This window comes from Bradyrhizobium sp. PMVTL-01, from assembly GCF_051861855.1.
Classification (GTDB): Bacteria; Pseudomonadota; Alphaproteobacteria; order Rhizobiales; family Xanthobacteraceae; genus Bradyrhizobium.
Window position 1 is genome coordinate 1519978 of sequence record NZ_CP193982.1, and the last position, 24673, is coordinate 1544650.

The 24673-nt window shown below is 61.4% G+C and carries 20 protein-coding genes and 2 pseudogenes; 9 read left to right on the top strand and 13 right to left on the bottom strand.

What is annotated here, in order from left to right:
- Nucleotides 1–63: 63 nt before the first annotated feature.
- The 3 genes and pseudogenes from ACRQ5Q_RS07140 to ACRQ5Q_RS07150 all read left to right on the top strand — a co-directional run bounded on the left by ACRQ5Q_RS07140 (nucleotide 64) and on the right by ACRQ5Q_RS07150 (nucleotide 1836).
- Nucleotides 64–405, top strand: a complete 342-nt coding sequence (locus ACRQ5Q_RS07140) for a hypothetical protein (protein ID WP_439396667.1) — start codon at nucleotides 64–66, stop codon at nucleotides 403–405.
- Between the two features lie 521 nt (nucleotides 406–926).
- Nucleotides 927–1383 (top strand): annotated as a pseudogene (locus ACRQ5Q_RS07145) (Hsp20 family protein).
- A 12-nt stretch (nucleotides 1384–1395) separates the two neighbouring features.
- On the top strand, nucleotides 1396–1836 hold the full coding sequence (locus ACRQ5Q_RS07150) for a PDZ domain-containing protein (protein ID WP_439396669.1): 441 nt from the start codon (nucleotides 1396–1398) through the stop codon (nucleotides 1834–1836).
- A 62-nt stretch (nucleotides 1837–1898) separates the two neighbouring features.
- On the opposite strand, the gene greA is transcribed toward ACRQ5Q_RS07150, so the two are convergent.
- Together greA and ACRQ5Q_RS07160 are read right to left on the bottom strand one after the other, a co-directional pair.
- A complete protein-coding gene (gene greA, locus ACRQ5Q_RS07155; protein WP_439373580.1) occupies nucleotides 1899–2378 on the bottom strand; it encodes a transcription elongation factor GreA in 480 nt (159 codons plus the stop codon).
- Nucleotides 2379–2993: 615 nt separating this feature from the next.
- Nucleotides 2994–3290 (bottom strand): hypothetical protein, encoded by a 297-nt coding sequence (locus ACRQ5Q_RS07160; RefSeq protein WP_439396671.1) that lies wholly within the window; start codon nucleotides 3288–3290, stop codon nucleotides 2994–2996.
- On the opposite strand from ACRQ5Q_RS07160, the gene ACRQ5Q_RS07165 reads away from it, so the two are divergent.
- Nucleotides 3289–4233, top strand: a complete 945-nt coding sequence (locus tag ACRQ5Q_RS07165) for an ATPase domain-containing protein (protein WP_439396673.1) — start codon at nucleotides 3289–3291, stop codon at nucleotides 4231–4233. The genes ACRQ5Q_RS07160 and ACRQ5Q_RS07165 overlap by 2 nt on opposite strands.
- Nucleotides 4234–4374: 141 nt before the next feature.
- Here the strand turns inward: ACRQ5Q_RS07165 and ACRQ5Q_RS07170 are convergent, their stop codons facing one another.
- Nucleotides 4375–4872, bottom strand: coding sequence for an Hsp20/alpha crystallin family protein (locus tag ACRQ5Q_RS07170; RefSeq protein WP_439373585.1), 498 nt, complete (start codon nucleotides 4870–4872; stop codon nucleotides 4375–4377).
- A gap of 81 nt (nucleotides 4873–4953) precedes the next feature.
- Nucleotides 4954–5409 carry an Hsp20 family protein gene (locus ACRQ5Q_RS07175; protein WP_439373586.1) on the bottom strand — a complete coding sequence of 152 codons (456 nt, stop codon included), beginning with the start codon at nucleotides 5407–5409 and terminating at the stop codon, nucleotides 4954–4956.
- Between the two features lie 892 nt (nucleotides 5410–6301).
- Here ACRQ5Q_RS07175 and ACRQ5Q_RS07180 point away from each other — a divergent pair.
- Nucleotides 6302–6886, top strand: a complete 585-nt coding sequence (locus ACRQ5Q_RS07180; protein WP_439373588.1) for a hypothetical protein — start codon at nucleotides 6302–6304, stop codon at nucleotides 6884–6886.
- 209 nt (nucleotides 6887–7095) lie between these two features.
- On the top strand, nucleotides 7096–7878 hold the full coding sequence (locus ACRQ5Q_RS07185; protein ID WP_439396675.1) for a LuxR C-terminal-related transcriptional regulator: 783 nt from the start codon (nucleotides 7096–7098) through the stop codon (nucleotides 7876–7878).
- Here ACRQ5Q_RS07185 and ACRQ5Q_RS07190 read toward each other — a convergent pair.
- The 4 genes from ACRQ5Q_RS07190 to ACRQ5Q_RS07205 form a co-directional block, all read right to left on the bottom strand.
- Nucleotides 7875–9293 carry an HlyD family type I secretion periplasmic adaptor subunit gene (locus ACRQ5Q_RS07190; protein WP_439396677.1) on the bottom strand — a complete coding sequence of 473 codons (1419 nt, stop codon included), beginning with the start codon at nucleotides 9291–9293 and terminating at the stop codon, nucleotides 7875–7877. The two genes, ACRQ5Q_RS07185 and ACRQ5Q_RS07190, sit on opposite strands and share 4 nt — an antisense overlap.
- 50 nt (nucleotides 9294–9343) lie before the next feature.
- Nucleotides 9344–11080, bottom strand: a complete 1737-nt coding sequence (locus tag ACRQ5Q_RS07195) for a type I secretion system permease/ATPase (protein WP_439396679.1) — start codon at nucleotides 11078–11080, stop codon at nucleotides 9344–9346.
- Between the two features lie 138 nt (nucleotides 11081–11218).
- Complete coding sequence (locus ACRQ5Q_RS07200) at nucleotides 11219–11677, bottom strand: hypothetical protein (protein ID WP_439373591.1); 459 nt, start codon at nucleotides 11675–11677, stop codon at nucleotides 11219–11221.
- A 250-nt stretch (nucleotides 11678–11927) separates the two neighbouring features.
- On the bottom strand, nucleotides 11928–13091 hold the full coding sequence (locus ACRQ5Q_RS07205) for a hypothetical protein (RefSeq protein WP_439396681.1): 1164 nt from the start codon (nucleotides 13089–13091) through the stop codon (nucleotides 11928–11930).
- Nucleotides 13092–13981: 890 nt separating this feature from the next.
- Between ACRQ5Q_RS07205 and ACRQ5Q_RS07210 the strand changes: the two genes are divergently transcribed.
- A complete protein-coding gene (locus ACRQ5Q_RS07210; protein WP_439396682.1) occupies nucleotides 13982–15931 on the top strand; it encodes a PAS domain S-box protein in 1950 nt (649 codons plus the stop codon).
- A gap of 625 nt (nucleotides 15932–16556) precedes the next feature.
- On the opposite strand, the gene ACRQ5Q_RS07215 is transcribed toward ACRQ5Q_RS07210, so the two are convergent.
- From ACRQ5Q_RS07215 to ACRQ5Q_RS07235, 5 genes and pseudogenes are all read right to left on the bottom strand, one after another.
- On the bottom strand, nucleotides 16557–16784 hold the full coding sequence (locus ACRQ5Q_RS07215; protein ID WP_439375510.1) for a hypothetical protein: 228 nt from the start codon (nucleotides 16782–16784) through the stop codon (nucleotides 16557–16559).
- Between the two features lie 375 nt (nucleotides 16785–17159).
- Nucleotides 17160–17451, bottom strand: a pseudogene (locus ACRQ5Q_RS07220) (site-specific integrase); the annotation flags it as partial.
- Nucleotides 17452–17590: 139 nt separating this feature from the next.
- The gene (locus ACRQ5Q_RS07225; protein WP_439396684.1) at nucleotides 17591–18967 is read right to left on the bottom strand and encodes a SagB/ThcOx family dehydrogenase; all 1377 of its coding nucleotides are present in this window, start codon (nucleotides 18965–18967) and stop codon (nucleotides 17591–17593) included.
- Nucleotides 18968–19060: 93 nt separating this feature from the next.
- Nucleotides 19061–21307: a TOMM precursor leader peptide-binding protein gene (locus ACRQ5Q_RS07230; protein ID WP_439396686.1), complete on the bottom strand. Its 2247-nt coding sequence runs from the start codon at nucleotides 21305–21307 to the stop codon at nucleotides 19061–19063.
- A 219-nt stretch (nucleotides 21308–21526) separates the two neighbouring features.
- Nucleotides 21527–21997 (bottom strand): hypothetical protein, encoded by a 471-nt coding sequence (locus ACRQ5Q_RS07235; RefSeq protein WP_439396687.1) that lies wholly within the window; start codon nucleotides 21995–21997, stop codon nucleotides 21527–21529.
- Between the two features lie 244 nt (nucleotides 21998–22241).
- Here ACRQ5Q_RS07235 and ACRQ5Q_RS07240 point away from each other — a divergent pair, with 244 nt between their 5' ends.
- Both ACRQ5Q_RS07240 and ACRQ5Q_RS07245 read left to right on the top strand, forming a co-directional pair.
- Complete coding sequence (locus ACRQ5Q_RS07240) at nucleotides 22242–23102, top strand: VOC family protein (protein WP_439396689.1); 861 nt, start codon at nucleotides 22242–22244, stop codon at nucleotides 23100–23102.
- A gap of 701 nt (nucleotides 23103–23803) precedes the next feature.
- On the top strand, nucleotides 23804–24673 hold the full coding sequence (locus ACRQ5Q_RS07245; protein WP_439396690.1) for a hypothetical protein: 870 nt from the start codon (nucleotides 23804–23806) through the stop codon (nucleotides 24671–24673).

Consider the following 24673-nt stretch of genomic DNA (forward strand, 5'->3'; position numbering starts at 1 on the left):
ATGTTCCACCTGAGCTTTGTCACCATCGCCTGGATCTGTTTTCGAACGATTGGAGGAGTATAGATGCTGAGCCATCACCATACGTTCTCCGCCCGGACGGAGACCAATCGCAAGCTGCCGGGACGCCTGCTCGCTCTGGTAATGGGCAGCGCAATGTCCCTGACGGCCTTCGGTGCGTACGGCGTGGAAAGCCCGCGGGGACCCGAGGCCTCACAGGGTGCCTTCACTGGACTACCACTGCCGCCAATCCCGTATCCCGACACGATGCCGTGGCTGAAGTGGCAGCCTGCGGCGGCAACGATGAAGATCGACATCTTGCTGCCGCCGACCCCTACGCCGACCGGTATTTGGCCGCAGCCGACGCCCGCCCGACCGGACTGGCGGCAACAAGCTGAACGTCAGTGAGCGGCCTGCGAGGCCGCTCACTAGCTCATGCAAGATCAGGAGCGAGCGACAATCATGTCCGGGCCGAATTCGGCAGGACATCTCCTGCGCGGGAGCTCCGACGCTGCCACCGGCGCGACGATGGGAATCCGGCGTCCGGGACTTTCTTATCCGAGGCAGCGAGAAAGTGATCGCTCACTACGAGCGCCTGCTCCGAACTGCGAAGAGCGAGCAAGAGCGCCAGCTCTATCGAGCGCGAATTGAGCGAGAGCAACGAGTGATGAACGATTTACGCCAGGGCGCTTTCCCGGATCGCTTCGCCGCGTAATTACTGAGCCCCCGGCGAGCGTCTGCTGCAGAAAAAAATGCGCACGTCCTCTTGAACTCCCGAGTGCCAGTTCTAGTTCGTTTCTCGACCGCGACTGCGGTGTGCCGAGCGCCAGGCCGGGCTCGGCACGAGGCTGGACCGGGGTGTCCGACCATGATCGAAACTCCCATCCTGCCTTGCTTCGTATCCATATTGCTCTTTGGAGGACTTGGCTATGAGGACACTTGATTTCGCGCCACTTTGGCGCACCACGGTCGGCTTCGATCATCTGGCTGACCTCGTCGACGGCATGTCGCGCCAGCCGACCGAGGACAACTACCCGCCGTATAATATCGAGCGGTCCGGCGAGGACCACTATCGAATCACGCTGGCGGTGGCAGGCTTCGGTCCCAACGACATCTCCGTGACTGCCGAGCAGAATGCTCTCGCGATCGAAGGCAGGAAATCCGATGGTGCTGCGCGCGAGTATCTGTATCAAGGTATTTCGGCGCGACCGTTCCGGAGAGTCTTCAGCCTGGCTCGACTACGTTCAGGTGAAGCAGGCATCCTTCCGAGATGGTCTCTTGATCATTGATCTCGTTCGAGAGATTCCGGAAGCGATGAAGCCGCGCAAGATCCAGATCGGAAGTGGAACGGCTGCTTCGTCGCAAATTGAGCATGAAGCCGCTTAGTAGCCTCGATCCATGCTGAGCGCTGTGATGGTCACGGACGCTGTCCTGGGCATCGTGCTGCTCGGCCATGCCGCGGCGTTCTGGGCAATTCCGATCGTAGCATTGCAACGGGCGATTCTGCCGCTGCCTGGTGATCCCATGCGTGGCCGCATTGGCGTTTCACTGCGCGAGCTTCAACCGTCGACCAACCAAGGCCGCAACGAAGGGACGGTGATCGCGGAGGTCGCGCCAGGCTCTCCGGCTGAAAAGGCCGGCTTGCGGAAGGACGATATCGTGATCATGGCAGATGACCGTCCGATCCGAGCCTCGCAACTGCGCAATAAAATCGGCCTTGCACGCGTCGGTCAGGACGTGAAGCTTACCATCCTGCGGGGCGGCCAAACCAGTTCTGCAGTCGTGAAAGTTGCCCCGCCCATCCAGGCAAGCAGCAAATCCACTCGTCTGTTGCGCTGATGCGGGTACGAAGCAATGTGGCAGTCAAATCGCAGGTTGGCTCAAAGCTGGCCCTTCTGCTCCTAGGGAAGCCACCTAACTCGCTCAATCTTGTAACTCTTCTCGCCTCCTGGAGTCTCGACAGCTACGACTGCGCCCTGGGACTTGCTTATCAACGCCCGTGCGAGAGGCGAGCTGACTGAAATCCTGCCTCTGGCCGCATCAGCTTCCGGCTCGCCGACGATGTGGCAAATTCGCTCCTCGCCCGTATCCTGATCCGTCAGCGTGACCGTCGCGCCGAATTTGACAGTTTCGCCAGAGAGCTTCGAGACATCGATGACCTCTGCACGTGCAAGTTTGGTTTCCAACTCGGCTATGCGAGCCTCGTTGAAGCCCTGCTCGGCCAGCGCGGCCTGGTACTCCGAATTCTCCATGAGATTGGGCTCGTCCGCGATCGCTTGCTGAATACGCTCGGCAAGATGGGGCCGCGTATTTCGTATGCGGTCGGCTAATTCGTTCTGAAGAGCGGCATGACCGGCCGCAGTCATAGGGAGGGTTGGCATCGCATTCGCTACCGAGTTTCCTGAGAGCGCTGCCGAGAGCCGAGAACGGCCACGCTGTCGTCCGTCGGCCGACGCGAACTCGGTGCTATTCGGCTGGCAACTATGCTGAACATCGCCTGTTCCAAGGAGCGCCTGTGCCCACAGCCGTGGCCCCCCTCCGCTGGACGGATTGCTTGATAGCGATCCCTCTTGGCGACCGAGGAACTGACGTTCCGGTCGTGAGTTTTGCGCGTATCAAGGTGGACTTGGCACGCTCCCGGCCGAGCGCCTCGGAGCGTCGCCTTCGTTGCATTGCGACAATGAAGATAGGTGGCGACCGATGTACCAGCATCCCGAACTCACGCCTCGGATGACGAGCGTGGCAATGCTCCTCACTCGAAAGCAGCACCTGATCAGCCGCCTCGAAGAAGATCCAGGTCCAGGGGAGCGCGAGGAGATCGAACGTCTTCTCGAAAAAATAGATGCCGAACTGGACGCAGTTGATAGCCCGGATAGGCTTCGAGAACCGCGGCGGCGAGCCCCGCAGCGGCCGAGCAGGGAGTGACTTCAACTCGCGTAGTCGCGCGGCGTTCGTGGCGAGGGTTTGACATCATGCCGCCGGGTAACTCCAATCTCCTATTCCCGTCGGAACTCAGCCTCGACCCCAAGCAGCAACAGACCGTCGTCTATGCCTCTGATCTTGAGCTCGGCGAAACCACAAAAATGACTTTCGACGAGGTGAAGCGGGTTGCACCTAAGCGGGTCGTTTTCGGTAGCCGCTCCGAAATCAGGCTGCTCGCGCAGAATCCGCTGCGATACCGCCGGCAGGTCATTGCTCTGAAGCATTTCCTGGCCCAGGAGGGCTGCACCGGGTTGTTTCTGGACGACCTCACCGATCAGGCCGACGATCTCAATCTGCACAGTCTCGTCCATGGCGTCGTCAGGGCTCGAGCATAATGCGCTTCAATATGGCGCGGAGCGTCGCAGGCTGCGCATCTTCAAGATGAGGGGGCGCAGCTTCCGTGGTGGCTTCCATGATTTCGTCATCCGCAAGGGCGGAATAATTCTGTTTCCGCGGCTGATTGCGTCCGAGCACCTCGATGGCAAGCCGCCGGCAGAACCGCTCCTGAGCGGTATCAACGAGCTGGATCAATTGCTGGGACGTGGTCTCGACCGTGGCACGAGTACCCTGCTCATGGGGCCGTCTGGCTCCGGCAAATCATTCATCGCCATGCAGTTCGTCATGGCGGCGCTCGCTCGTGGTGAGCGCGCCCTCTTTGTGACCTTTGATGAGACCAAAGCAATCCTGATGAAACGTGCAGCCGGCATGGGCTGGCACTTGGATCAGCCGATTGCATCAGGGCAGTTGGTGCTCGAGCAGGTCGATCCCGCTGAGCTTTCCCCAGGGGAGCTCACAGGGATGATCCGCAAGCGCGTCGAGGCGGACAATGTTCGGGTCGTGGTGCTGGACAGCCTGAGCGGCTATCAGAATGCCATGCCTGCCGAGCAGTTCATGACTGGACGTCGGACTCGAGCTTCAACGGCAGCAGCCCGGCCTGCCGGTCGTGTACTGCAGCGGCTATCCAGATCTCATCGAAGAGACCGGCAGACATATGAACGGCAGTCTGCTCCTCAGCAAGCCGTTTTCCTCGCGGGAACTCTCGGCCAAGCTGGAAGCGGTGCTACGCACCAAAGCCAGCCAACAGCCTGCTTGACTCGGACGCACGCCAACTTGAATCCGCGCCGGTTTCAGTCGAGGCCGGTCCGCACCATGGCGCGAGCCAGCTCGAGTTCGCTCATGGCTTGGCGCAGCGATCGACGGGCAGCATTCTTGTCTCCGTTTGCACAGGCCACTTTCAATTCCTTGATGTGCTGAGCCGCGATCTCCGCATGCGCAACGACATCCGCAGCGCCTGCAAAACTGGATTTCCGCTTTGTGTCCATGGTCGGGCACTTCCCCGGGACGATTGCTCTGGTAGAAGCACGACGGGAGCGGCGGCCGCTCCCGTCGATTTTGTCATTTCGAGTTGATCGCGATACGCTTCACCTTGGATTCCGCTTGCGGCAGCTTTGGCATGGTGACCGTCAGCACTCCGTTCTTGAACGCAGCAGAAATCTTGTCCTGGTCCACGTCTTCGATCGAGATGCGCCGTTCAAATCTGCCGTAGTACCGCTCGCTGAACCGGCGATCCTTGTCTTCCGTCTCGGTCTTCTTCTCTCCCTTGATCGAGAGAACGCCATTGGCGAGTTCGATCTGGACGTCTTTCTCGTCGAGACCCGGCAACTCCGCCGTGACCTTCACGTCCTTGTCACTCTCGTTGACCTCGATGCTGGGCCAATTCATCGACTGGTCGAGAAGGCTGCCGCCAAATGGCGCAACATCGAAGCCGCGGAAGACATCATCGAATAGCCGGTTCATCTCCCGATGCAGGGTTAGAACCGGATTGTAGTTTTCGGAGCGACGGGCGGTCAGATCACGACCGCGGCTCCAGGGGATCAGATCAGTGATAGCCATAGAGCTTCTCCTTTACCTTTGTTCCAAAGCTTCGCGACGCGGCGAAGCCACGCGGCAAAATTCAACTGGGAGCAGGCGGTGTCATGCCGCCTGCTTGTTCTCACCTTGCTGGTGATCACCACCTGTGCTGATCGCAATCTGGCGCGGCTTCATCGCCTCGGGAATCTCCCGAACCAGATCGATCTTGAGCATGCCATTCTCGAACGAGGCGCCCTTCACTTGCACGTACTCGGCCAGATTGAAGGTCCGTCGGAACGGGCGCGAAGAGATGCCTTGATAGAGATATTGATGGCTGCCCTTTTCGGCCTTGCGACCCTCAACGCTCAGCGTGTTCTGCTCGGCCGTGATGGAGACCTCGTCAGGCGTGAAGCCGGCAAGAGCAAGCGAGATTTGGTAGTGATCCTCGCCGACACGTTCGATGTCGTAGGGCGGGTAATTGTCCCCACCGGTCCATCGGCCGGTGTCCTCGAGGAGGTCGAACAGACGATCGAACCCAACGGTCGACCGCCACAGGGGGGCAAGATCAAGCGTGGTCATAGCCATATCCTCCTTTGAGCAACATGGATAAGAGCACCCGGACACCTGCCGGGTGCCCGCTGACCGGGCCCTGTACCAGGCGCCCGATCGTGCCGTGCAATTGCTGCGCGGCTAACCATGAAATTAGAAGCGGGTCGTATCGTTTCAAGGCCTTCCAGGCACTTGCGAAAATTGCAGTGTCGCACCCATGTCTTTGTTGGGTCCGGCTGAGACGAATGTGCAAGGGGTTCCTATCGTCCTGCTGCGCCTCGGCCGGTCCCTCGAAGCTTAACCCGAGGTGAGACCGACCATGGCCCAGGCAACCCCTGACGACGTGATCGATACAGCTCTTCTGGAATCATTTCCTGCGAGCGATCCGCCGTGCTTCGCCGCGCTCGGCTGCCGCGAAGATACACAACGCCGCTGAGGCCTGCTTCCGCGATACCATTGCGCCGCTGCTCGACGCCCCGGGGGTAGAGTTCATCGGCGAAATCAATGAGAGCGAAAAGACGGAATTTCTCGGAAACGCCGCAGCACTGCTGAGCGGGAGAATATTGGTCAGCTTCGTTGATCTTCCTGCGGTCTTGCTCGATCCCAGTTGCCTTCGTTCCGTTTCCTTCACGCCGTTCTGGTGCGAAACTGGTTCGAAACTCCGGAATTGGCCTGACGGCCAGAGGCCGGTGATCGGCAGCTTGTGGTGGTGCAAGGCGGACCTTCGAACACGCAAGTTGCAGAGGGCCTCTTGCGGCAATCTCGGCCCGGGTCTGGAACTCGATCTGATCCTTCATCAAGGCATGGGCCAGACGACTGCGCGCTTAATGGGCGTTTAACGCTTTTGCGCAACAGATGGATCACCAGCGCGGAATTAGTCCTAGTTACAAGTGCGAGCCGAACTCCCAGGGAGGGGAATCGGATGGGACTGCTTTTTGTTGGAGTGCTGGCAGGAGTCCTGATCGGCTTTGGCTGGTTCGCGCCTTCCCAAGGCTATTTCCTTGGGTGTGGGTCCCCACCCTGTTTCGACCGGGTTGCGGTCGCCCGAGCCGCGCAGCCAACCCCGACGGCATTGGCGCCGGATCCCGTGATCGTCAAATCGAATTCTGCAACTGCGGGAAGGTCCGGCAAGAAATCTTCTCCAAAGAAGAGCGGATCGGTCGACCTCGCCACAGCGGCGTCACCGCGGACGAGCATCAGCGTCCCGGCTTCCGAACGGCCCGCGGAAGCATCAGATCCTGTCCTGGAGAAGGCGAAGGTCACCATCGCGACGAAGATGGAGGATCCAGGATCGGCCGAATTCATCGAAATGAAGCGCACGATGCGAAAGAACACCCTTGGACGTCCCGTGGATACGATTTGCGGGCGTGTGAAAGGAAGAAGCGCATCAGGCGGCGAGACCCGAGAGAGACCGTTTCTTTATCTCGTGAAGGAGGATGAAGCATATGTCGTCGACGGCAAGTCGGGGTCGGCGGCGTCAACGGCGTATCGAAATATCTGCAATTAGGGAATGCGTCGACGGCGTCACCGCGCGGTACGCGCCGAAATGAATTTGAGCGGAAAGAATTTCCACCCAGACGCCAGGTAAACCCGCAGAAGGCACTGGCGGCTGCACTGCGCCGCTCTCGTGATGATCATTCAGGATGAATGCAGCAGCAGGGGAGAAGCAATACGGAATGGGAATTTCGCGGAAGCTCTTTTCATCTCGAGGAAATCATGGACGACATAACCAACTCCTCAAAGCGGTTCGATGGATCGCTTCACCTGCCGGTTCTGGTGATCGTCGAACCGTTCCTGCTGCCTCGCACATGTATTCTGAACGTCCTCAGGCGGGAATTGGCGGAATTCGAGATCCTCGACATGGCAACGGTCGAAAGCCTGGACTGCACGTCGACCCGCGATGTTCGTCTGGTGGTGCTGAGTATCGCAGACAAGCCCATCGACGATCCCGCGGTTGAGGGCAGTCTCGCCTTCGTCGCGGAGTGTTGTCCCAACGCCGCCGTTGCAATCCTGTCAAACCATGACGACGAGCCGACCGTGCAGGCCGCGATGCAGCGCGGCGTACGCGGCTTTCTTTCTACCTCGCTGCCGATCGAGATCGTCATAGCTGGCCTGCGCCTTGTCCTTGTCGGCGGCGTCTACAGGCCGTTGCCCTTCGCCGGGATCAACAGGATACCGGATTTCGAGGCGCCAGACTCACGCGGGCTTGCGCGCGCATATCTTGTGAACGAGGGAGCCGGAGTGACTATCGAGAGGAGCGTCACGGATCTCACGCCGCGTGAGCAACAGGTTCTGGCGGAATTGGAGCTCGGCCTCCCCAACAAGCTGATCGCCGCCAAATTGAACCTCTCGGAAAGCACAGTCAAAATGCACATCCAGCATATCATGCGCAAATGTGCTGCGCACAATCGCACGGAAGCCGTGCTCCGCTGGCGCGGCCGGTTGCCGGCGCAGGGTCGCGATCACGAACCCGGCGCAGGTCCGATGCAGGAGACTTAGTCCTCTCTGAATGCGCCACGGAAGCTGTCGAGCAGGGGCCTGAGCGCGTAGAGAGCGACCGTACCGCGCCCTGTCGTGATGAACACCTGAACCGGCATGCCGGGGACGATCTGGATGTCGTTTGCGACGATCTGCGCGTCGTCGATCCGGATTTTGGTCGCGTAGTATGGCTGGTCGGTACGCTTGTCGAGGAGCCGGTCTGCGGACACGTGCACGACGGTTCCCTTCAGGCGGGGCACGCGACGCTGATTGTACGGTACGAGGTGAACCTCGGCATTGAGGCCGGGATGAACCACATCGATGTCCTCGGGCCTCAGGCGCGCGGTCACGATGAGACGGTCTTGCCGGGGCACCAGGTCCATGAGCGGAGCGCCCGCTCCGATGACGCCGCCGGCTGTATGAATCCGCAAATCGGTTATCACGCCGTCCTCCGGCGCCTTGACCTCCGTTCGCGATAGCTGGTCCCTGGCCGCGAACAACCGCTCGCGGAGCTGGAATATCTGGTTCTGTGCTTCACGAAGCGACTGTGCGATCTCGTTCTGCCTCTCGCTCTCGAGCTTGAACAATGTGGCCTGCTGTTCGCTGATGACTTGCGCGGCGCGGGAAATCTGCGCGGCGATCTCGCCGCGGCGGCCCTCGACGTCGGCCAGCTCCCGCTGCAGGTTCAGAAGGCGCGGCCGCCGTTCGAGCCCCTTGTTGACGAGGGTCGTGACCATATCCAGTTCCTCCCGGACGATGCCGACCCGCTGCTCGGTGGCGCTCTCCTGCGCCGTGAGACCTTCGATCTCCTTTTCGACTTGACGCCTTCGTTCGCGAATGACCGCGAGCTGTGACTCGTGAACCTGCAGGCGTGCCTGAAAAATGAACTGCTGCGCCGACATCGCAGCGGCTGCCACTCCGTTCTGCCTGCTGTCCTGTTCCAGCGCGTCCGGAAACGCGATCCTCTCAAATCTCTGCTGCTCGGCTTGAAGCCGCGCGGCACGCGCGACTGCATCCCACAATTGGCCCTGAAGGCTTTGCATCTCCGAGCCGGCCCGGGTGTCGTCCAGCGCGATCAGCGTTTGGCCGCTTCGTACGATATCGCCGTCCGAAACCAGGATCCTTTTGACGATACCGCCTTCGAGATGCTGTATCGTCTTCCGGCTCGATTCCGATTCCACGACGCCCGACGCGATCGCGGCGCTCTCGAGAGGCGCGAGGCTCGCCCATGTACCAAGCCCCAGCATGAAGCAGAGCACCAGCAGGTTACCCGCGACGGTGATAGCGCGAAGCCTTCCCCGTGGCGAGGTCGGCGTAGGCGTCGAGCACCATGGAAATTCCAGAGGCTCGAAATCGTCGATTGCGGTTACCACGACGCCAGATCGTCGGGCGGGCGGGGGGCGCGCCGGCGCTCGCACGAGCTGGTCCCAGATCATGGGAAGCCTCGAGACGGCGGGATGCTTCCAGATGGTGAGAGAATTCCAGATCATGGCGCAACCCGTGAAGTAACCTGGGGTCGGCTCAGGTGCCGTTCAAAGATGTCCTCGCTGTCGCCGAACGCGGCGACCGCACCGTCTTCCATGATGGCAATCTTGTCCGTGGCGGCGAGGAGACCCATCCTGTGAGTGACGACGACAAGGATGACGCCTGCGAGCTTCATGCGCTCGATGGCATCCAGGAGCATTCGCTCGCCCCCGTAGTCGAGGCTGGCGTTGGGTTCGTCGAGAACGATGAGGCGTGGACTGCCGAAAAATGCGCGGGCAAGACCGAGACGCTGCCGATAGCCGCGCGAGAAGATCGTTTCACTGTGAACCACCGTGTCGTAACCCTGCGGCAGGCGCATGATCGCCCCATGGATTCCCGCGAGCTTGGCAGCTTCGACGACCTTCCGCCGGTCGGCATCTTCAAGGCGTGCGATGATGTCGTTGATGGTGTCGCCGATCAGATTGATGTCCTGGGGGAGATAGCCGAGGCCGTCGCCGTTTCGGCGCTCGCGAAGCAGCGAGACGTCGGTATTGTCGAGGAGGACACGGCCATGCGTCGGCATCGACAGCCCGGCGATCACCTGGCCGAGCAAGGACTTGCCTGACCCGGACGCACCGATGATGCCAAGGCATTCTCCGGGCATGAGGCTGAAGGAGACGCCGTTCAGCAGAAGATGGTCGGTCCCCGCAAGCCACACGCCCACATTGTCGACGACGAGGCCGCTTCGCGCCTGCGGCGGGAAAGCGCCCGCGCTCTCCTGCCGGGCGACGGGCAATGCGGCGAGAAGTGCGCCGAGCCGCTGACAGGCGCTCACGGCCGTCACGAGTGATTTCCAGCCTGCGACCGCACTTTCGACCGGCGCGAGCGCCCGGCCGAACATCAGCGTGGAAGCAAAGATGATTGCCGGACTTTTCCCGTGATCGAGGACGAGCCACGCGGCAGCCCCCATGATCAAGACCTGCGACAGCGCGCGAACCGGCTTGGCCGCCAGAGAGACGATCTCGCCTCGCCGGAGTACCACATCGTGCTCCCTGCGTGCCTGCTGCGCATCATGGTGGATCATGCGCGCAGCGCTATCGAACATTCCCATGGCGCGGATCAGGTGGATGTTGCCCGCGGCAGTCTGAAGGCGGCCGTAGCTTCTGGAGAGCGCGGCGCTGGACCTGAGCAAAGCGTCTTCCGTGACGAGCTCTCCGGCGATCGTGAGTGCGAACAGGAAGGCGACGCAGCAGGCGCCCACCACGCCAAGCAGGGGATGGATCAGAAAGAGGACCAGGAGGAACAAGGGCGACCAGAGCGCGTCGAACAGCATCGCACATGAGCCGGACTCGACGAACTGGCGCAGCACGGTGAGATCCCGGTATGCGCCCGACGCTTGCGTCCAATCGCTGCGAAACGCCGATTCGAGGCTGGCCGAAAGCACGCAGGGACGAAGGCGATCGTCGAGCCAGGCGCCGAGGCGTCCAAGGACGGCGCGTCGCAATGCATCGAACACGCCGCCGACGACCACCGTGATCGCGACGATGAGCGTGAGCAGGAGCAACGTGTCGCCGCTCCGGCTCGACAGCACCCGGTCGTAGATCTGAAGAAGATAGATCGAGGGCGCAAACAGCAGCAGGTTGTAACTGCAGCTATATGCGAATACGAGACCTAGCGGTCCCACGCAGGACCGGAGGGCTGTGTGCAGTGGCGTCCGGATCTGCGGCAGTATGGGCAACCGAATGGGCGGCATCAGCATGATCGTCACCGCCTGAAATCGAGGTCCGGCGCACTTTGATAGTCAACGCAACCCGGCAACCACATCGGTGGATCTTTGGCGTGAAATCCGGGACCGGCGGCCGCGGCAGCCGGTCCTGCCAGTCGGACGAGCGGCTCGTCAGAGCGTGTCGAGATGGAAGGTCACTCCGCCACCCCAAGCGAAGTTGCCGTCTCCGCCATCGCCGCCGATGCCGGCGACGACTTCCTGGTGCTGGTCCACCGCGAGCTTGTTGATCTGGGTGGCATCCGTATTGGCGTAGACCTTGGAGGTATCGTAGCCGCTGTAGGACTTCTGGCTTCCGTTCGACTCGGCGTCTCCGCCATAAGCCTTGGAGAACACCGAGGCCTTGGCGTTGGCGCCGCCGGCATCCCAATCCGCCGTCTGTTTGACGTGATCGCCGGTGCTCACGTGCACGTCGGCGCCTTCCGCCTTGTTGGTCGGATCGTAGTTGACAGTCGGCTTGCTGATGATGGCTCCCTTGAAAGTTCCGTCACCGCCATTTCCGGCACTTTGACCACCGGTGTCGATCGATTTGACCTTGATCGTATCCGAGATGTTGATTGCCTTTGGCATCATTTGAGGCCTCCGTCGTTTTGTTGGGTGTCGTGCAACATCCATCCCGATCAGGCGGACGCGCACGGCAAGTCTGGTCCGCCCGTGCGCCAGAGCGATAGATGTCAAATCGAACACCATCCGGCTTGGTGGGCCTACCTACGAAAGTACGACATTTCGTCCGGGGAGGGCGCCTCTGCGCGGGCTTTGCAGGCGAAGAGTGGCGACGCGCGTGCCGCGATGCGAGCGGCCATGCGAGCGATACGACGTTTCGCTATGCCACCAGGTGAAGATCCGACAAGAGATGCGCGGCATCGCCACCTGCCGCGAGGTTGCCGTAGCCGCCGTCGCCGCCAACGCCGGCGATCTGGGTCGCGCTCTGGTCGATGTGCACGTCGTTGACCTGATCGGCCACGGCCGTCGAATGTGGGCCTGCGATTGCTATGTTGATGGGTGCATAGATCGCGACGCTGACGTCGATCAGACTGCCCGCAAAATAACCGTTGCCGCCATTGCCTGCGCTGTTCGAACCGGTCGCGATCGTATCGGACCCGCCCCACAGATTATGGGAGAGAAGGTTTGCATGGCCGCCCGCGGCGGCGTTGTCGTTGCCGCCGTGCCCGCCAATGCCCGCGATCTGAACCGCGGATTGATCCACGGAGACATCATTTATCTGGACCGCGTAAGCGCTGGAGCCATAGCCCGCGATCGCGACGTTGATCGGGTTGTACACCACAAACGAGGTATGGACGAGTTCCCCGTAGAACAGGCCGTCACCGCCGTTGCCGGCCTGGCTCCCGCCGGTTTGAACGTCAAAGACGCTCGATCCCCAACTGGGGTCGAGCGTGATGACGCTGCCGCCGGCGGCCACATTGCCATGTCCGCCACTTCCGCCGACGCCCGCGATCTGCGTGGCCGATTGGTCGATGTCGACCGTGTTCGACTGACTTGCATGTGCAGTGCCGCCCGAACTCGCCAACGCAATATTGATCGGATGATAGATCACCACGGGAGCGTCCACGATCGCACCCGAGAAATAGCCGCTGCCGCCGTTTCCGGCGCTGTTGTCGCCGCTCGTGATCACGCCGGAGCCTGAAAACGCACTGATGCTCCCACCGGCCGCAATGTTGTTGTCGCCGCCATGGCCGCCGACGCCGGCCATTTGCAAAGCGGATTGATCGACATTCAAATTGTTGGACTGGTTCGCCAGGGCGACCGAGCCGTATCCCACGCTGATCGAAATGTTGATCGGTTCGTAGACCAACAGGGACGCGTGAATGATGCCGCCGTAAAAATGGCCATCCCCGCCGTTCCCTGCCGTGTTCGCCCCACTCTCGACCGAAGCTATGCCCTTCTCGGGAAAGGATGCGCCGGCAGCAGGCTTCGTGGACGAAACCTCCAGGCCCGCTGCAGCGTGGTAGCCGGCGTGGCCGCCCATCTCGCCTCCCGATGGGGGATGTTTGAATTGAACCGGGTCGGAGTCTCTGTGCTGGGTATTCGCGCTCGCGGCGTTTGCTCCAGGACCAGCAAACGGGCCGGGACGATGGACCAGGGCGCCACTTCCGACCGGGTCAGCCAGGAACGGAGCTCTGGGTGCAGGGCCCAATTCGCCCGCGCCATCGTACCCATCGTGGTGATGAGAGGCGTGATGCAGCCGGATTGCATCCGACATCCGCGTAAAATCCATCGTAGCCTCCCTCATCGCAATCGCTCCGCGCGATCGGACGGGTTCTGGACTCGGAGAGAATGTCGTCCCGGGAAGGTCGAATGCCCAGCCGTCAGTTCGGATATAGCGCTGGTCTGGCAGCCGTAACATCGGCTACATCCGTTCGGGTGCGGTTACAGCCTTTGCATCAATTCCCCCAAGTCCGCGCACTCATCTCGCCTGCGGCCAAGATGAATCCGCCGCATTGCCGGATTTGAGCCGTATTGCGACCTGGGTCGCGTAGCGGGGCTGACCGGCCCGACGAGCGGCACGGTGACTGAAAACAGGCCTTGGCCTTTATCCAACGTTTACTATCCGTCGATTTAGAAACATTCCATTGCGCGGCGACGCAAAATTCGTTGCAGGGGCCAAGCGCATGGAGGGATTGGACATAGTCGGAGTTCCAGAGGGATGATGTCCACCTCGGTCAAAATGCGAAGAACTCGATTCGAGCAAAACTGGTCCGCTGCTGCCCTCTAATCCGACCTGAAATCAGAGGGGTCGCCACTTCGCTGAAGGCCCACGAGCTGACGTTCGCCTCCATGCCACCAACCGCTCCGCGCTCGCTCGGAACCTGTCCCAAGCTTTGGAGTTGGTCCCACTCCCCTTTTTGAGTTCCAAAAATGAAAAAGACCCCTGTCGGGGATGCCCGCAGCCTCGAACTGATGGTCAACGCGATTGTCGATTACGCGATCTTCATGCTCGATACCAAGGGCTTGGTCAGGACCTGGAACAAGGGCGCCGAGCGCCTCAAGCTCTATGCCGCCGATGAGATTGTCGGGAAGCCCTTCTCGACCTTCTACACGCCTGAAGATCGAGAGAAGGGTCTGCCGAACAGGGCGCTGGCGACAGCCGCGGAGACCGGGCGCTTCGCCTCCGAAGGCTGGCGAGTCCGGAAAGATGGCAGCCGCTTCTGGGCGCTTGTCGTTCTCGACGCCATCCATGACGAGGAAGGCCGCCTCGTCGGGTTTGCGAAGGTGACGCGGGACATCACCGAGCGGCAGCAGGCCCACAACGACCTTCTGGAAAGCGAGAGACGATACCGCCGGCTTGTGGAAGCCGTCGTCGACTACGCGATTTTTCAGCTCGACCCTTCCGGGAATGTCGCAACCTGGAATCCCGGAGCCGAGCGCATCAAGGGCTATCGGCCGGAGGAGATCATCGGCCGGCACTTCAGCACGTTCTACACGCCTGAGGATCTCGAAAGAGCGGTGCCGAAAGCGGCGCTGGCGGAGGCCACCGAGAAAGGGCGGTTCGAAGCCGAGGGCTGGCGCATGCGCAAGGACGGCACGCGCTTCTGGGCGTCGGTCGTCATCGACCGAATTACCGACGAGAGTGGCGCGATCATCGGCTTTGCGAAAGTCACGCGTGATCTGACCGAACGCAAGCAAGCACAGGACGAACTTCAACGCGTCCAGGAGCAGCTCGTCGCCTCGCAGAAGCTCGAAGCGGTCGGACAGCTGAGCGGCGGTATCGCTCACGACTTCAACAATCTTCTGATGATCGTCCTCGGCAATCTCGAGAACGCGGAGCGGAGCAGCCGCAATATCGGGGGGCCGAACCTGCACCGCGCGCTGACGAATGCGAAGCGCGGCGCTCAACGGGCTGCGGCACTGACAAGCCGGTTGCTCGCCTTCTCACGCCGCCAAGCGCTGGACCCGAAGCCGGTGAACCTCAATGGCTTCCTGAGTGGCCTGCAGGATTTCCTTCAGCGCACCCTGGGCGAGCGCATCGAAGTTCAGACCGTCGGCGCAGCCGGCCTCTGGCAGATCGAAGCAGACGTCAACCATCTGGAATCGACCATCGTCAACTTGGCCATCAATGCCCGGGACGCGATGCCGGATGGCGGAAAGCTGACCATCGAGGGGGCGAATGTCTCCGTCGACGACGACTATTCGCGTATCAATCCGGAACTCGCGGCCGGGCAATATGTCGTCATCAGCGTGAGCGATACGGGCTCCGGCATGACAACAGAGGTGCTCAATCGTGCGTTCGAGCCGTTCTTCACCACCAAGGAGCCGGGGCAGGGTACAGGTCTTGGACTTAGCCAGGTCTATGGCTTCGTCAAGCAATCGGGCGGACACGTGAAGATCTACAGCGAGGTCGGGGAAGGCACGAGCATCAAGATGTATTTCCCCCGCTACGCCGGCAATGCGCAACCTGCGCCGGACGATCCGGACGAGCTCATATCGGAAGGCGTGTCTCAAGAGACTATTCTCGTGGTCGAAGACGATGCCGATCTCAGGACCTACGTCTCGGACGTGCTGCGGGATCTCAACTACCGGGTTCTGTCAGCCGCCAGCGCGCAGGCCGCCTTGACCATTCTGCTGCAGGACGATCAGCATGTTGATCTCCTTCTGACCGATGTCGTCATGCCCGGCATCAACGGCCGTGAGTTGGGAAGGCGCGCGCAGCAGATCAGGCCGCATCTCAGGACCCTCTACATGACTGGTTACTCGCGCAACGCCGTCGTTCACCAGGGACGGTTGGACGAGGGTGTCGATCTCCTGGAGAAACCGGTCACCCAAGCAAGGCTGGCGTTGAAGGTTCGCGAGCTTCTGGATCGAACCTGAAGAACGCCAGATTGCAGCCCGCGTTATCAATATTTGAGCAGCTGGCCGGACTCCGCTTCGTAATTCTAGATGCGAGCTCAGTTCTTCAAGCCGATACTTGAGCAATACCACCAAATATCATTGCCTCTCCAACCCATGTTTATCGCGTCTTTCATGGCAGTCGGCATAGGTTTGGTAGTTGTAGACGTTTCGGCTCTCCGAGCGCAGTTCGGCAAGGGAGCAGCAGAGGTCTCATGCGGAGCCGAAGTTCAAGACGCCGCCCTCCGTGACATAGGAAATCTCAGCGCCGTTCCTGGACGGTTGGAGATTGTCTAGGGTGCCGGGTATTTGCTGAGCCTGCCAATAAGGGATGGCGTGACTGCATGAAGGCGTTGTTATCGCTTCAAAGCGAAGAATGGTTCGCGACGGACCAAGCCCCCTAGTTTGCCTTGACTTTCTCACTTCGTCGATTGCACTGCCAAAGCAAAGCCCGCGACGGATCGCTCCGCGCGGGCTGCTGTTTGGCTTGCTCGGAAGAGCTTGGCCTCCGTTGCTCAGTGCATGTGGCCGATCAGATAGACGCCACCACCGAGCACGATCACGGCCGGAACGGCCCAAAGCAGAAGTACGGGCATCGTTTCTCTCTTTAGTTCGAGCTGCAAACCTTGACGGTCTTCATGCCGGCCTCGGCTTCAGACCGGGTCTTGTAGACGGTGTCGCCGCTGACGACGGTGGTTTCCGTGGTCGTGGGCTTCGTCTCGGTGATCGTGCATTTCTTGGTCTTGACGTCCTGCACCACGTAGAACGACTGCGCGAACGCAGGCGCCGCAAACGACGTCAGCACGGCGGCGGCGATGATGGTCTTGATGTTCATGATGTCCTCCTCCAGTAGTCCGGTCATCCGGTCTGTCTTCTACAAACGTCAAAAATTGCCGCTTGTTCCCGAGGGGATCTCCGAACCAACCCCCTGTCCCAGCGTTGAGGTGCAAACTGGAGGCTTCCATGCGGGATGTGAGACTTGTGACGACTTCTCTGGCAATGCTAGTTGCGCTGGGTGCTGTAGCGCAGGCCGAGCCTGTGAAGGACCACATGCCCGCCACTGTTCAAAGCGCCAGCGATGGTCGCCCTATTCGCGTGGTGCTCCCTGCGCCTTGGGAGCCTGCCAAGGCTCAAGCCGAAGCGTCGACTCCACCGTCGAGGCGGTGAGCGGCAAGGCCGCCGCCCAAAGTTCTAAGATTGAAGACGAGAGTGGCAACCACGGCCAGGCGATGCGCTCCGGAACGGTGTCATGACCAAGCGTCACACCGTAGAAGAACCGAGTGCGCAGACGATCTGGTTCAGCGCCGCCAAGACAACCCCGTCGCAACCAGATGAACCTGGAAGGCGCGGATATCCTCCAGGTCGAGGCGGTCGGGAGAACGACCGAAATATCGGCTCAACTTCGCCACGGCGTTGAGGTAGGATTGCTGCGTCGCCGGTGACAGATTGCGGACCGTCATGTCCTCGATCATGCGGCGGCGAAGCGGACTGATCTCAGCCATCGGAAAACCTCCTGTCTAAAGGGTCGGGCTTCGAAAACCCGCAATCCTCTCAGACAGGAGGCAATCTTGCTATGCCTCCCTACATGCCGCGCCAGCGGCTTCGTTCAATCCCAAATCGATTCACTAACCCCCTCCCGCTTTAGCTGGGGATTGACGGCGTCTTGCCGCGCCCGAGCGCGAATTGACCGACCGGGCTCTCGACGTGGAATGCAAGCCCCGTCGTCTCTGCAAACAGCTCGATGTTGTTGGTGCCGATGGCGCAGCCGCCAAGGCCCATATCGGTCGCGGCCAGGTAGAACGTCTGGATCAGATTGCCGACATTCTTCAGGATCAGCGAATATGCGATCGAGCTGTATTTCCAGGAGATCCGCCCGAAGCGTGCGGCGATGGTGATCAGCACCTGCGGCGGACCGGGGGCGTCCATGGCAAACTCGGCGGCCATCGCAAGCGCCTGGAGTTGCTGGGCGGAGGCATCGATCGCGACCAGCGCGTGGCGGCCCGCATCGTAGTGATAGAGCCCACGCGCAAGCCCCTCGCAGTTCAACGCCGCCAGGTACAGTTCGAGCTCGTACGCGCTGCCTGCCGACGGATAGGGCCTCGCGCTGTAGCTGCTCTCCGGAGTGCCATCAGGATTCGTTCCGGTCGTCCATTCCGACAGCACCCGAGCCGTGGTGCCGAGAAACTGCGCGAGTTCGGCGAGCGTGATCGGGTGCTCATCGTCGAAGTCGCGTATCGATTGACGCGCATGCAAGAGCGTCGTGAAGGGCGAGGCCGGCCGCGGCGCGGAGAATTTGCCGAGGTCGATTGTCTTGCCGGGCCAGGGCGGGCGCACCGCCGGCAGCGGTGGAACGGCGCGCGCATAGGCATATGCGCCGCCGACCGGATCGGCATGGCGGCCCTCCGTGCTGCGCGTGTGAAACAGGAGATCGTGGAAATCCCAGAGAACGAGATTGCCGTCGCCTTCATTCAGCTGAAGGCCGTCGCCGTCTTCTGCGCCGAGCTTGATCAGCATCTTGCTGTCGAGCAGCAAGCCGAGCAGATCGAGGTTGAGGGGGGCCGCGATGCGGCGAAGCTTGCTGATCTTTTGCGGCCGCGACAGGGCTGCGAGCGTGGCCGCGATGGCGGGATCGCAGATCCGGAACAGCGCGCCGGCGCGCGGCGATTCCAGCACCATCTCGTTGCCACGCCGGCGCAGATAGGCGAAGCGCGACAACACGATGGTGTCGCCATTCCCGAGCTTTGCGCGCTCCGGCCAGAATTCGGCGAGGTGCGGCTCGATGACCACGAGGTCCTGCCCGTCGCGCGGAGAGGTGAGCGCATATTCGAGCAGCCTGGCCCGCCCCAGTCGCTGCACCAGGGCATGAACCTGCCGCGCAAGGACGCTTCTGCCGGCAAAGGAGGCGAGCGGCAGGCCGGCGGCGAGTTGTCCCACGCGCTCGATCGCTGCGGCGCTGACATGCCCGAGATTGACCGAATTGCCGGTCGCGGTGGCGGCGATGCTCCCGTCCGCCTGCATGTGCAGGGAGCAACGACCGTTCAATCGGGCGACGATGATGGGTGCGATTGTCCTGGTCGATTTTTTCCGAGGCGCGCGCACGGAGTCGAACCCTCAGGTGTGCGGAAGGAACGGCGTCAGTTCGCTTTCCAACCGTGGGCGATCCAATAGTCCAAGCTTCACCGGCACATCGTAGAGCCGGCCCGGCCCGAAGCGGCGATAGAAATGCCGCAGGCCCGGGACGAGCACCCTGACCACGGGGACCTCGACGTCAGGCCGCGTCTGGTCGAGCACGAGGAAATCATATCCCGCACGCGTCGCAATCTCGATGCAGGCATTGGCCTGGTCCCGCGTATTGTTAGGAACCTTGAGGCCTGGCGCCGGCGGCACGGTCGGCTTGTCGCTGGGGATCAGGAACGGATAGTCGTCGAGCCGCAGCGGCGTCACGCCGTCAAGCGACGGTTTCTCGCCGCTTCCGCCGCCCATCATGCCGATCGACATGAATTGGGTCAGCTCGGTGAGGGAGCGCAGCAGGGCGATCCGGCGATCGAAATGCGAGCCGGAGCCGAACTCGATGTTTTCGTGCCCGTTCTGCATCCAGTGCATGATCGCGACGTATGAGGGAATGCCGAGATCGCTGGTGATGTCGAGCACCCAAAGCCGGCGCCCCGCATCGGCAAACTGGGTCTGCAGATCCCGCACATAGGAATCCTCGAATTGCGTGAGGTCGAGCTCGGCACGCCGCACCCGGTTGTACCACCAGATGGCATAGGCGTCGCGTTCGACCAATTCGAGAAAGCCCTGGACGATGGCCTCCTCGCGGGTGTTGCCGGCCGCGCATCCGTTGGAATCGGTGTGGAAGCCGCCGTAGAAGAAGTACAGCAGGCCGGTCGGAAGATATTTGAAGCGCTGGTCGCGGATCGACCAGACCGGCGACCATTCGGCTTTGGCCGAGGGATCGAATGGCTCGGGGACCGGATGTGAATCGTCCGCTTGCGGGGCATGCCTGTTTTCAAACTGCGCCTCGCTGAAGAGCTGGACGTCGTTGGGAAGCAGTGCGTCACCGGGAGCGAAATCGCTGAAGCGGCGGGTCGCCCTGATCTCGTCACCCTGGAAAATGCCGGAGTAACGCTCGATCGCCTCCATCAGCGCGCTCGCCTCGCCCTGTTCGGCGGTGGAGCCCTTGCCGAAGCTGCCGCCGCTGAGGCCGGATCTGAGCTGGTCGACGTTCCAGGCCGGCGCGGAGAAATTGTGGTGGGCGAAGAAATTGGTGTTCATCGGCAGGTCGGCCTCGATCCGCTCGAGTCGCGAAACCACGCCGGTCAGCGGGCTCACGTGCTTGCGGAAGCGCGCGACGGTGGCGCGCGACGTCACGGTGCGGTATCCGCCGCTGGTCATGACGAGCTTTCTGCCCTCCGCGATTTCGATCGGCGCTGCCGCCCGGCGCGGATTCTGCAGCTTCTTGCTGCCGCAGGTCGGACATTGCGGGCGGCGCGCGACGTAGTGCTTGGCGATGACGGCGCCGGTCAGGTCGAAGCTTGCGATGTGATCACGCAGATCAGTGCGGAACCCCGAGGCGATCGCCTTCGCGATTTCGACAGCAGCGAAGTGGATGGCGGTCTGTCCAATGGTGTTGCTGACCAGCGGCGATGTTGCGACCCGATGCGCCGCTCCGCGCTCGAGGAATCCCTTGATCTCCCGATTGCGGATCATGCGATCGAACAGGCAGGTCCAGCAGGCGCTCTCGCCCGGCTTGAACACGGGTCCCACCAGCGGAAACACGCCGGACGGCTGCACCAGCAGCCAGGGCGTCTTGTCGGCCACGCGCTTGCCGTTCGCCTCGGCGAGCCGCCGTTCGAGATAGTCGTTGACCAGCGTGATGGTCAGCTTGGGCGACCGCTTGGTGACGTGAACGCCGAGCTGGCTCAGAGCCGCGCTCAGCTCCCTCGCGCCTTTGACGTCGATCGATTCCACCCGCACCGGGCAATTGCGCAGATTCTGTTCCGCGACCTCGGTCGGCAGGCCGAGGCTCTCCCAATATCCATCGACGGCGATTGCGGATGCGCGTGGTGGGGCGCTGACGACGTATCGGCGCTCCACGAGCCGCCTGATCGCTTCCTCGATCTGGTCGACGGGAAAATTCTTCGATAGCTGGCGAACGATCTCCGCTGCCGCCTTTCCATTCTTTCCGATCGCGGCAGTCACGGCGCAATACAGCTCGCCGTGCAGGAAGAACTTGCGGTTCTCGGAATAGAGACAGACCGCGTCGGGAGGAAGCACGTAGGCGGTGAAGTTCGGCGCGAATCGCAGAACGCCCTTGCGGGTCTGCTTCGCAGCTCGGCTCTTGGCATTGACTGTCATCGGGTCAGCACGCTGATCCTGTTCCTCAACCGCCGGCTCCGTCAGGCTTGCGCACCGAACGCCACGATTGGCATTGCTTGAAACAAGTTGGAACACACTCGCCCGCCATCGGCAAGCTGACCGTCAAGGCGCAGCAAACGTCGTGACGAAAAATTGGCCGGGTCGTTTGCCGACCCGGCCAATGAAATTGCGATGTTTCGATGCACGGTCGAGAGAGCGCTAGCACCAGCGGCAGCGGCCCCACGATGCGCAGCACCCCGCGCATGTCACCCATGGCACGCCGATCCAGCCGATGCCGCAGCCGCCGCATCCACCGCAACCGACGCCGCAGCGGCAACCTCGGCATGCCCTGCATCCGCCGCAGCCTCGGCAACCGCCGCAGCCTCTGGCGCCGCCGCAGCCGCCACAGCCATGGCCGCAGCCGCATCCCCGCGCAAGCATCACGCCGCTGGCGGTTTTTTGATCGTCGAACAGATGGAAGGTCGCGAGACTGACGTCGGCCAGTTCTTCCTCGCTCAGCGAGGTCACGTGGTTGGGCGTGAAGTTCGGTCTCTGCGGCGACACGCCGGTCGGTACGGCCGACGCCAACGCGCTTCCCGCCAGCGAAAAACTGAGACCGGCCACGCCCAGCGCCGGTACCGCGGCTTTCGTCATTCGCTTCTTTTTCGAAGCTTGCTTCGCCCGCTGCATGGCCGCATCCTCCAGAGTTGGAAGAACGATTTTGAGAAGATTATCCTACGCCGAGCGAGCACCGCAGGCAAGATTTGCGAGCACGCAAAATGTAATGAGGCGCGTTCAGATTGCATTCATCTTCATGAACGATGTCGCCGCAGTTTCATGACTTGCATGACAGATCATGACAGTGCAGCGAATTGCACCAGGTGCGGCTTGATGCATTGCGCAATCAGCCGCCTGCATGAATGGGGAAATTGGCTTGGTCGATCAACTCGGACGCTTCGCCTGGTATGAGCTGCTGACGACCGACATGCCGGCGGCAGCCGCCTTCTACGGCAAGGTGGTCGGCTGGGCCGTGAACGACGCGACGACTCCGGAACTCGCCTACACGGTGCTTGCTGCTGGTGACGCACCGGTCGCTGGATTGATGGCGCTCCCCGAAGAGGGAGTGCGCTTGGGCGCAACGCCGAGATGGGTCGGCTACGTCGCCGTCGATGATTTGGATGCGAAGGCCGCGCAGGTCCACCGTCTCGGAGGCGCCGTCCTTGTATCGCCGACCGACAGCAACATCGGCCGCATTTCAGTGGTTGCCGATCCGGAAGGTGCGACGTTTGCGCTGGTCACTGAACTGGCATACGGCCAGCAGCAACCAGGCAAACTGAACGAGCCCGGGCGCGTGGGCTGGCACGAGTTGCTGGCCGTGGACGGCAACGGGATCTTTCCGTTCTACGGCAACCTGCTCGGCTGGCAGAGGGTGCGCGCTGAATCCGATCCGGCAGATCTGTATGAATTGTTCTCCGTGGCTGGACAGACCATCGGCGGCATGCTCACCAAGCTTCCAAGCGTGCCGCAGCCGTGCTGGCTGTTCTACTTCGATGTCGACGACGTCGGGGCCGCCGCCGGGCGCGTTCACGCGGGCGGCGGCCGGGTTCTCCAGGGTCCGATCGAGTTGCCCGATGGTTGCTGGATCGTGCGATGCGCTGATCCGCAAGGCGCCCTGTTTGCGCTGCAAGGAGCCTGGGATCAGAGCGGCCAGCGAGCTTCGACAGTCGGCTGGTCTGCCAGCTGGGGCGGCATCGCTTCAAAAGGCAGGGTGGTCGTCCACAAGACCAGGCGCTGAAGCATGATCCGGAAAAGTGCGCAGCGGTTTTCCGGAAAGATCATGCTCAAACAACAACCTGAAGCGCGATGATGATTCATCCCGATCTCATCGCGCTTTAGCTTACGTTTGAGGCCATTGGCCTGCGTTGCGCAAAACCAGCGAGTGCTTGATGTTAGGCGTCAGGCCTTAGGCAGGAGAACTCGAAGCGCCTGGTGCCCATTTTGGACGATCCATGCACGAAACGATGCGTCAAGCAGTTCTTTCATGGTCAGCCCGCAATAGGCAGCACGGATCTCACCATCCGGATTACCTTAGTGACGCCGCTACTGCGCTCAGCAGTCGAAAGCCGCAATCGTTGATCGTTTCGTTGGCGGCAGAACGTCGGCGTCGAGTCCCACCAAGGCAAGCCGTTGAAACCACTGGTGGGCCCGGCAGGACTCGAACCTGCAACCAGACCGTTATGAGCGGCAGATTATCGATCGCCTTCGTTGATTTTGCTGCGTTTTCGGTGGGGTTCAATCGCGTTCGGCGCGTTTCGTTCGCGCTGTTTCTGGTGCGAAACTGGTGCGGTTGACCCTTGACCTTCGTTCTGTGGAACAGGAGGTCGGTGGTTCGAGCCCACCCAACTGTACCACCACTGCTAAATCACCCTGCAGTTCCAGTATCTTGCTGATAGACCAGACGTTTTTGCGCCTTGCAAAATACAAAAGGCGCTACAAATGGCAATGCGTATGGTTGGTCTAGTTCGAGCGAAAGCTGGCGGTTTAATTGCTCGCAAGAGCATCCCTATCGATGTCCGTGACGAGTATGCGCGCCTGTACAAGGTGCGGTGGGAAGCGCAGCTCCGCATTCCTCAAGGCACTCCAGCTCCCTTTGCGAAAACCCAGCACGGCGAGTGGTTGGCCGAGATTGAAACGCGCATTGCAGCGCTTCGAGCGAAGAAGAACGGCGAAGGTCAACCTCTCACCCGTCTCAACGCAATAGCGCTCGCGGGGCGCTGGTACGTTTGGTTCGTGAAGCAACACGAGACCAATCCCGGTCCCGCTAAATACTGGCGAGAGTTCGGTGACCACCTCGTGTGGAACGTCATCTATCCCGAAGCCCCCGACAGCTACGATGAAGCGCCGAAGGACGATCCTGAGTGGGATTGGGCCAAAGAGCCCGACGTGCGTGAAGCGGTGAGGCCGCAAGTCGCCGAGTTGGCGCGCGTTGCGACGTTTTTGGCCAGCGAGGGGATGGTATTGAACGCCGCCGCCTACGCATCATTCGTGGACGCAGTAGGCGACAATCTTCTTGCTGCTGTCTCGGTGCTGGAAAAGCGTGCGAACGGCGATTACTCGCGCGACGAAAACCCTGACACATTCCCGCAATTCACGGATGGACCTGTGCGGCCCTCGGGGGTTAGCTGCTGGGAACTTTTTGAAGCCTTCGTCCTCGCGGTCAAGCCCCCCGACAAGACCGTGACCAGATGGCGCTCCGTCTTCCTTGAGATGCAACGCGAGTTTGCTGAGGTCGGAGCAGATGGGATTTCGGAGGACGCCGCGCGGGCGTGGATACGGGGCTCATCAATAAAGAACGTCAGCCGATAA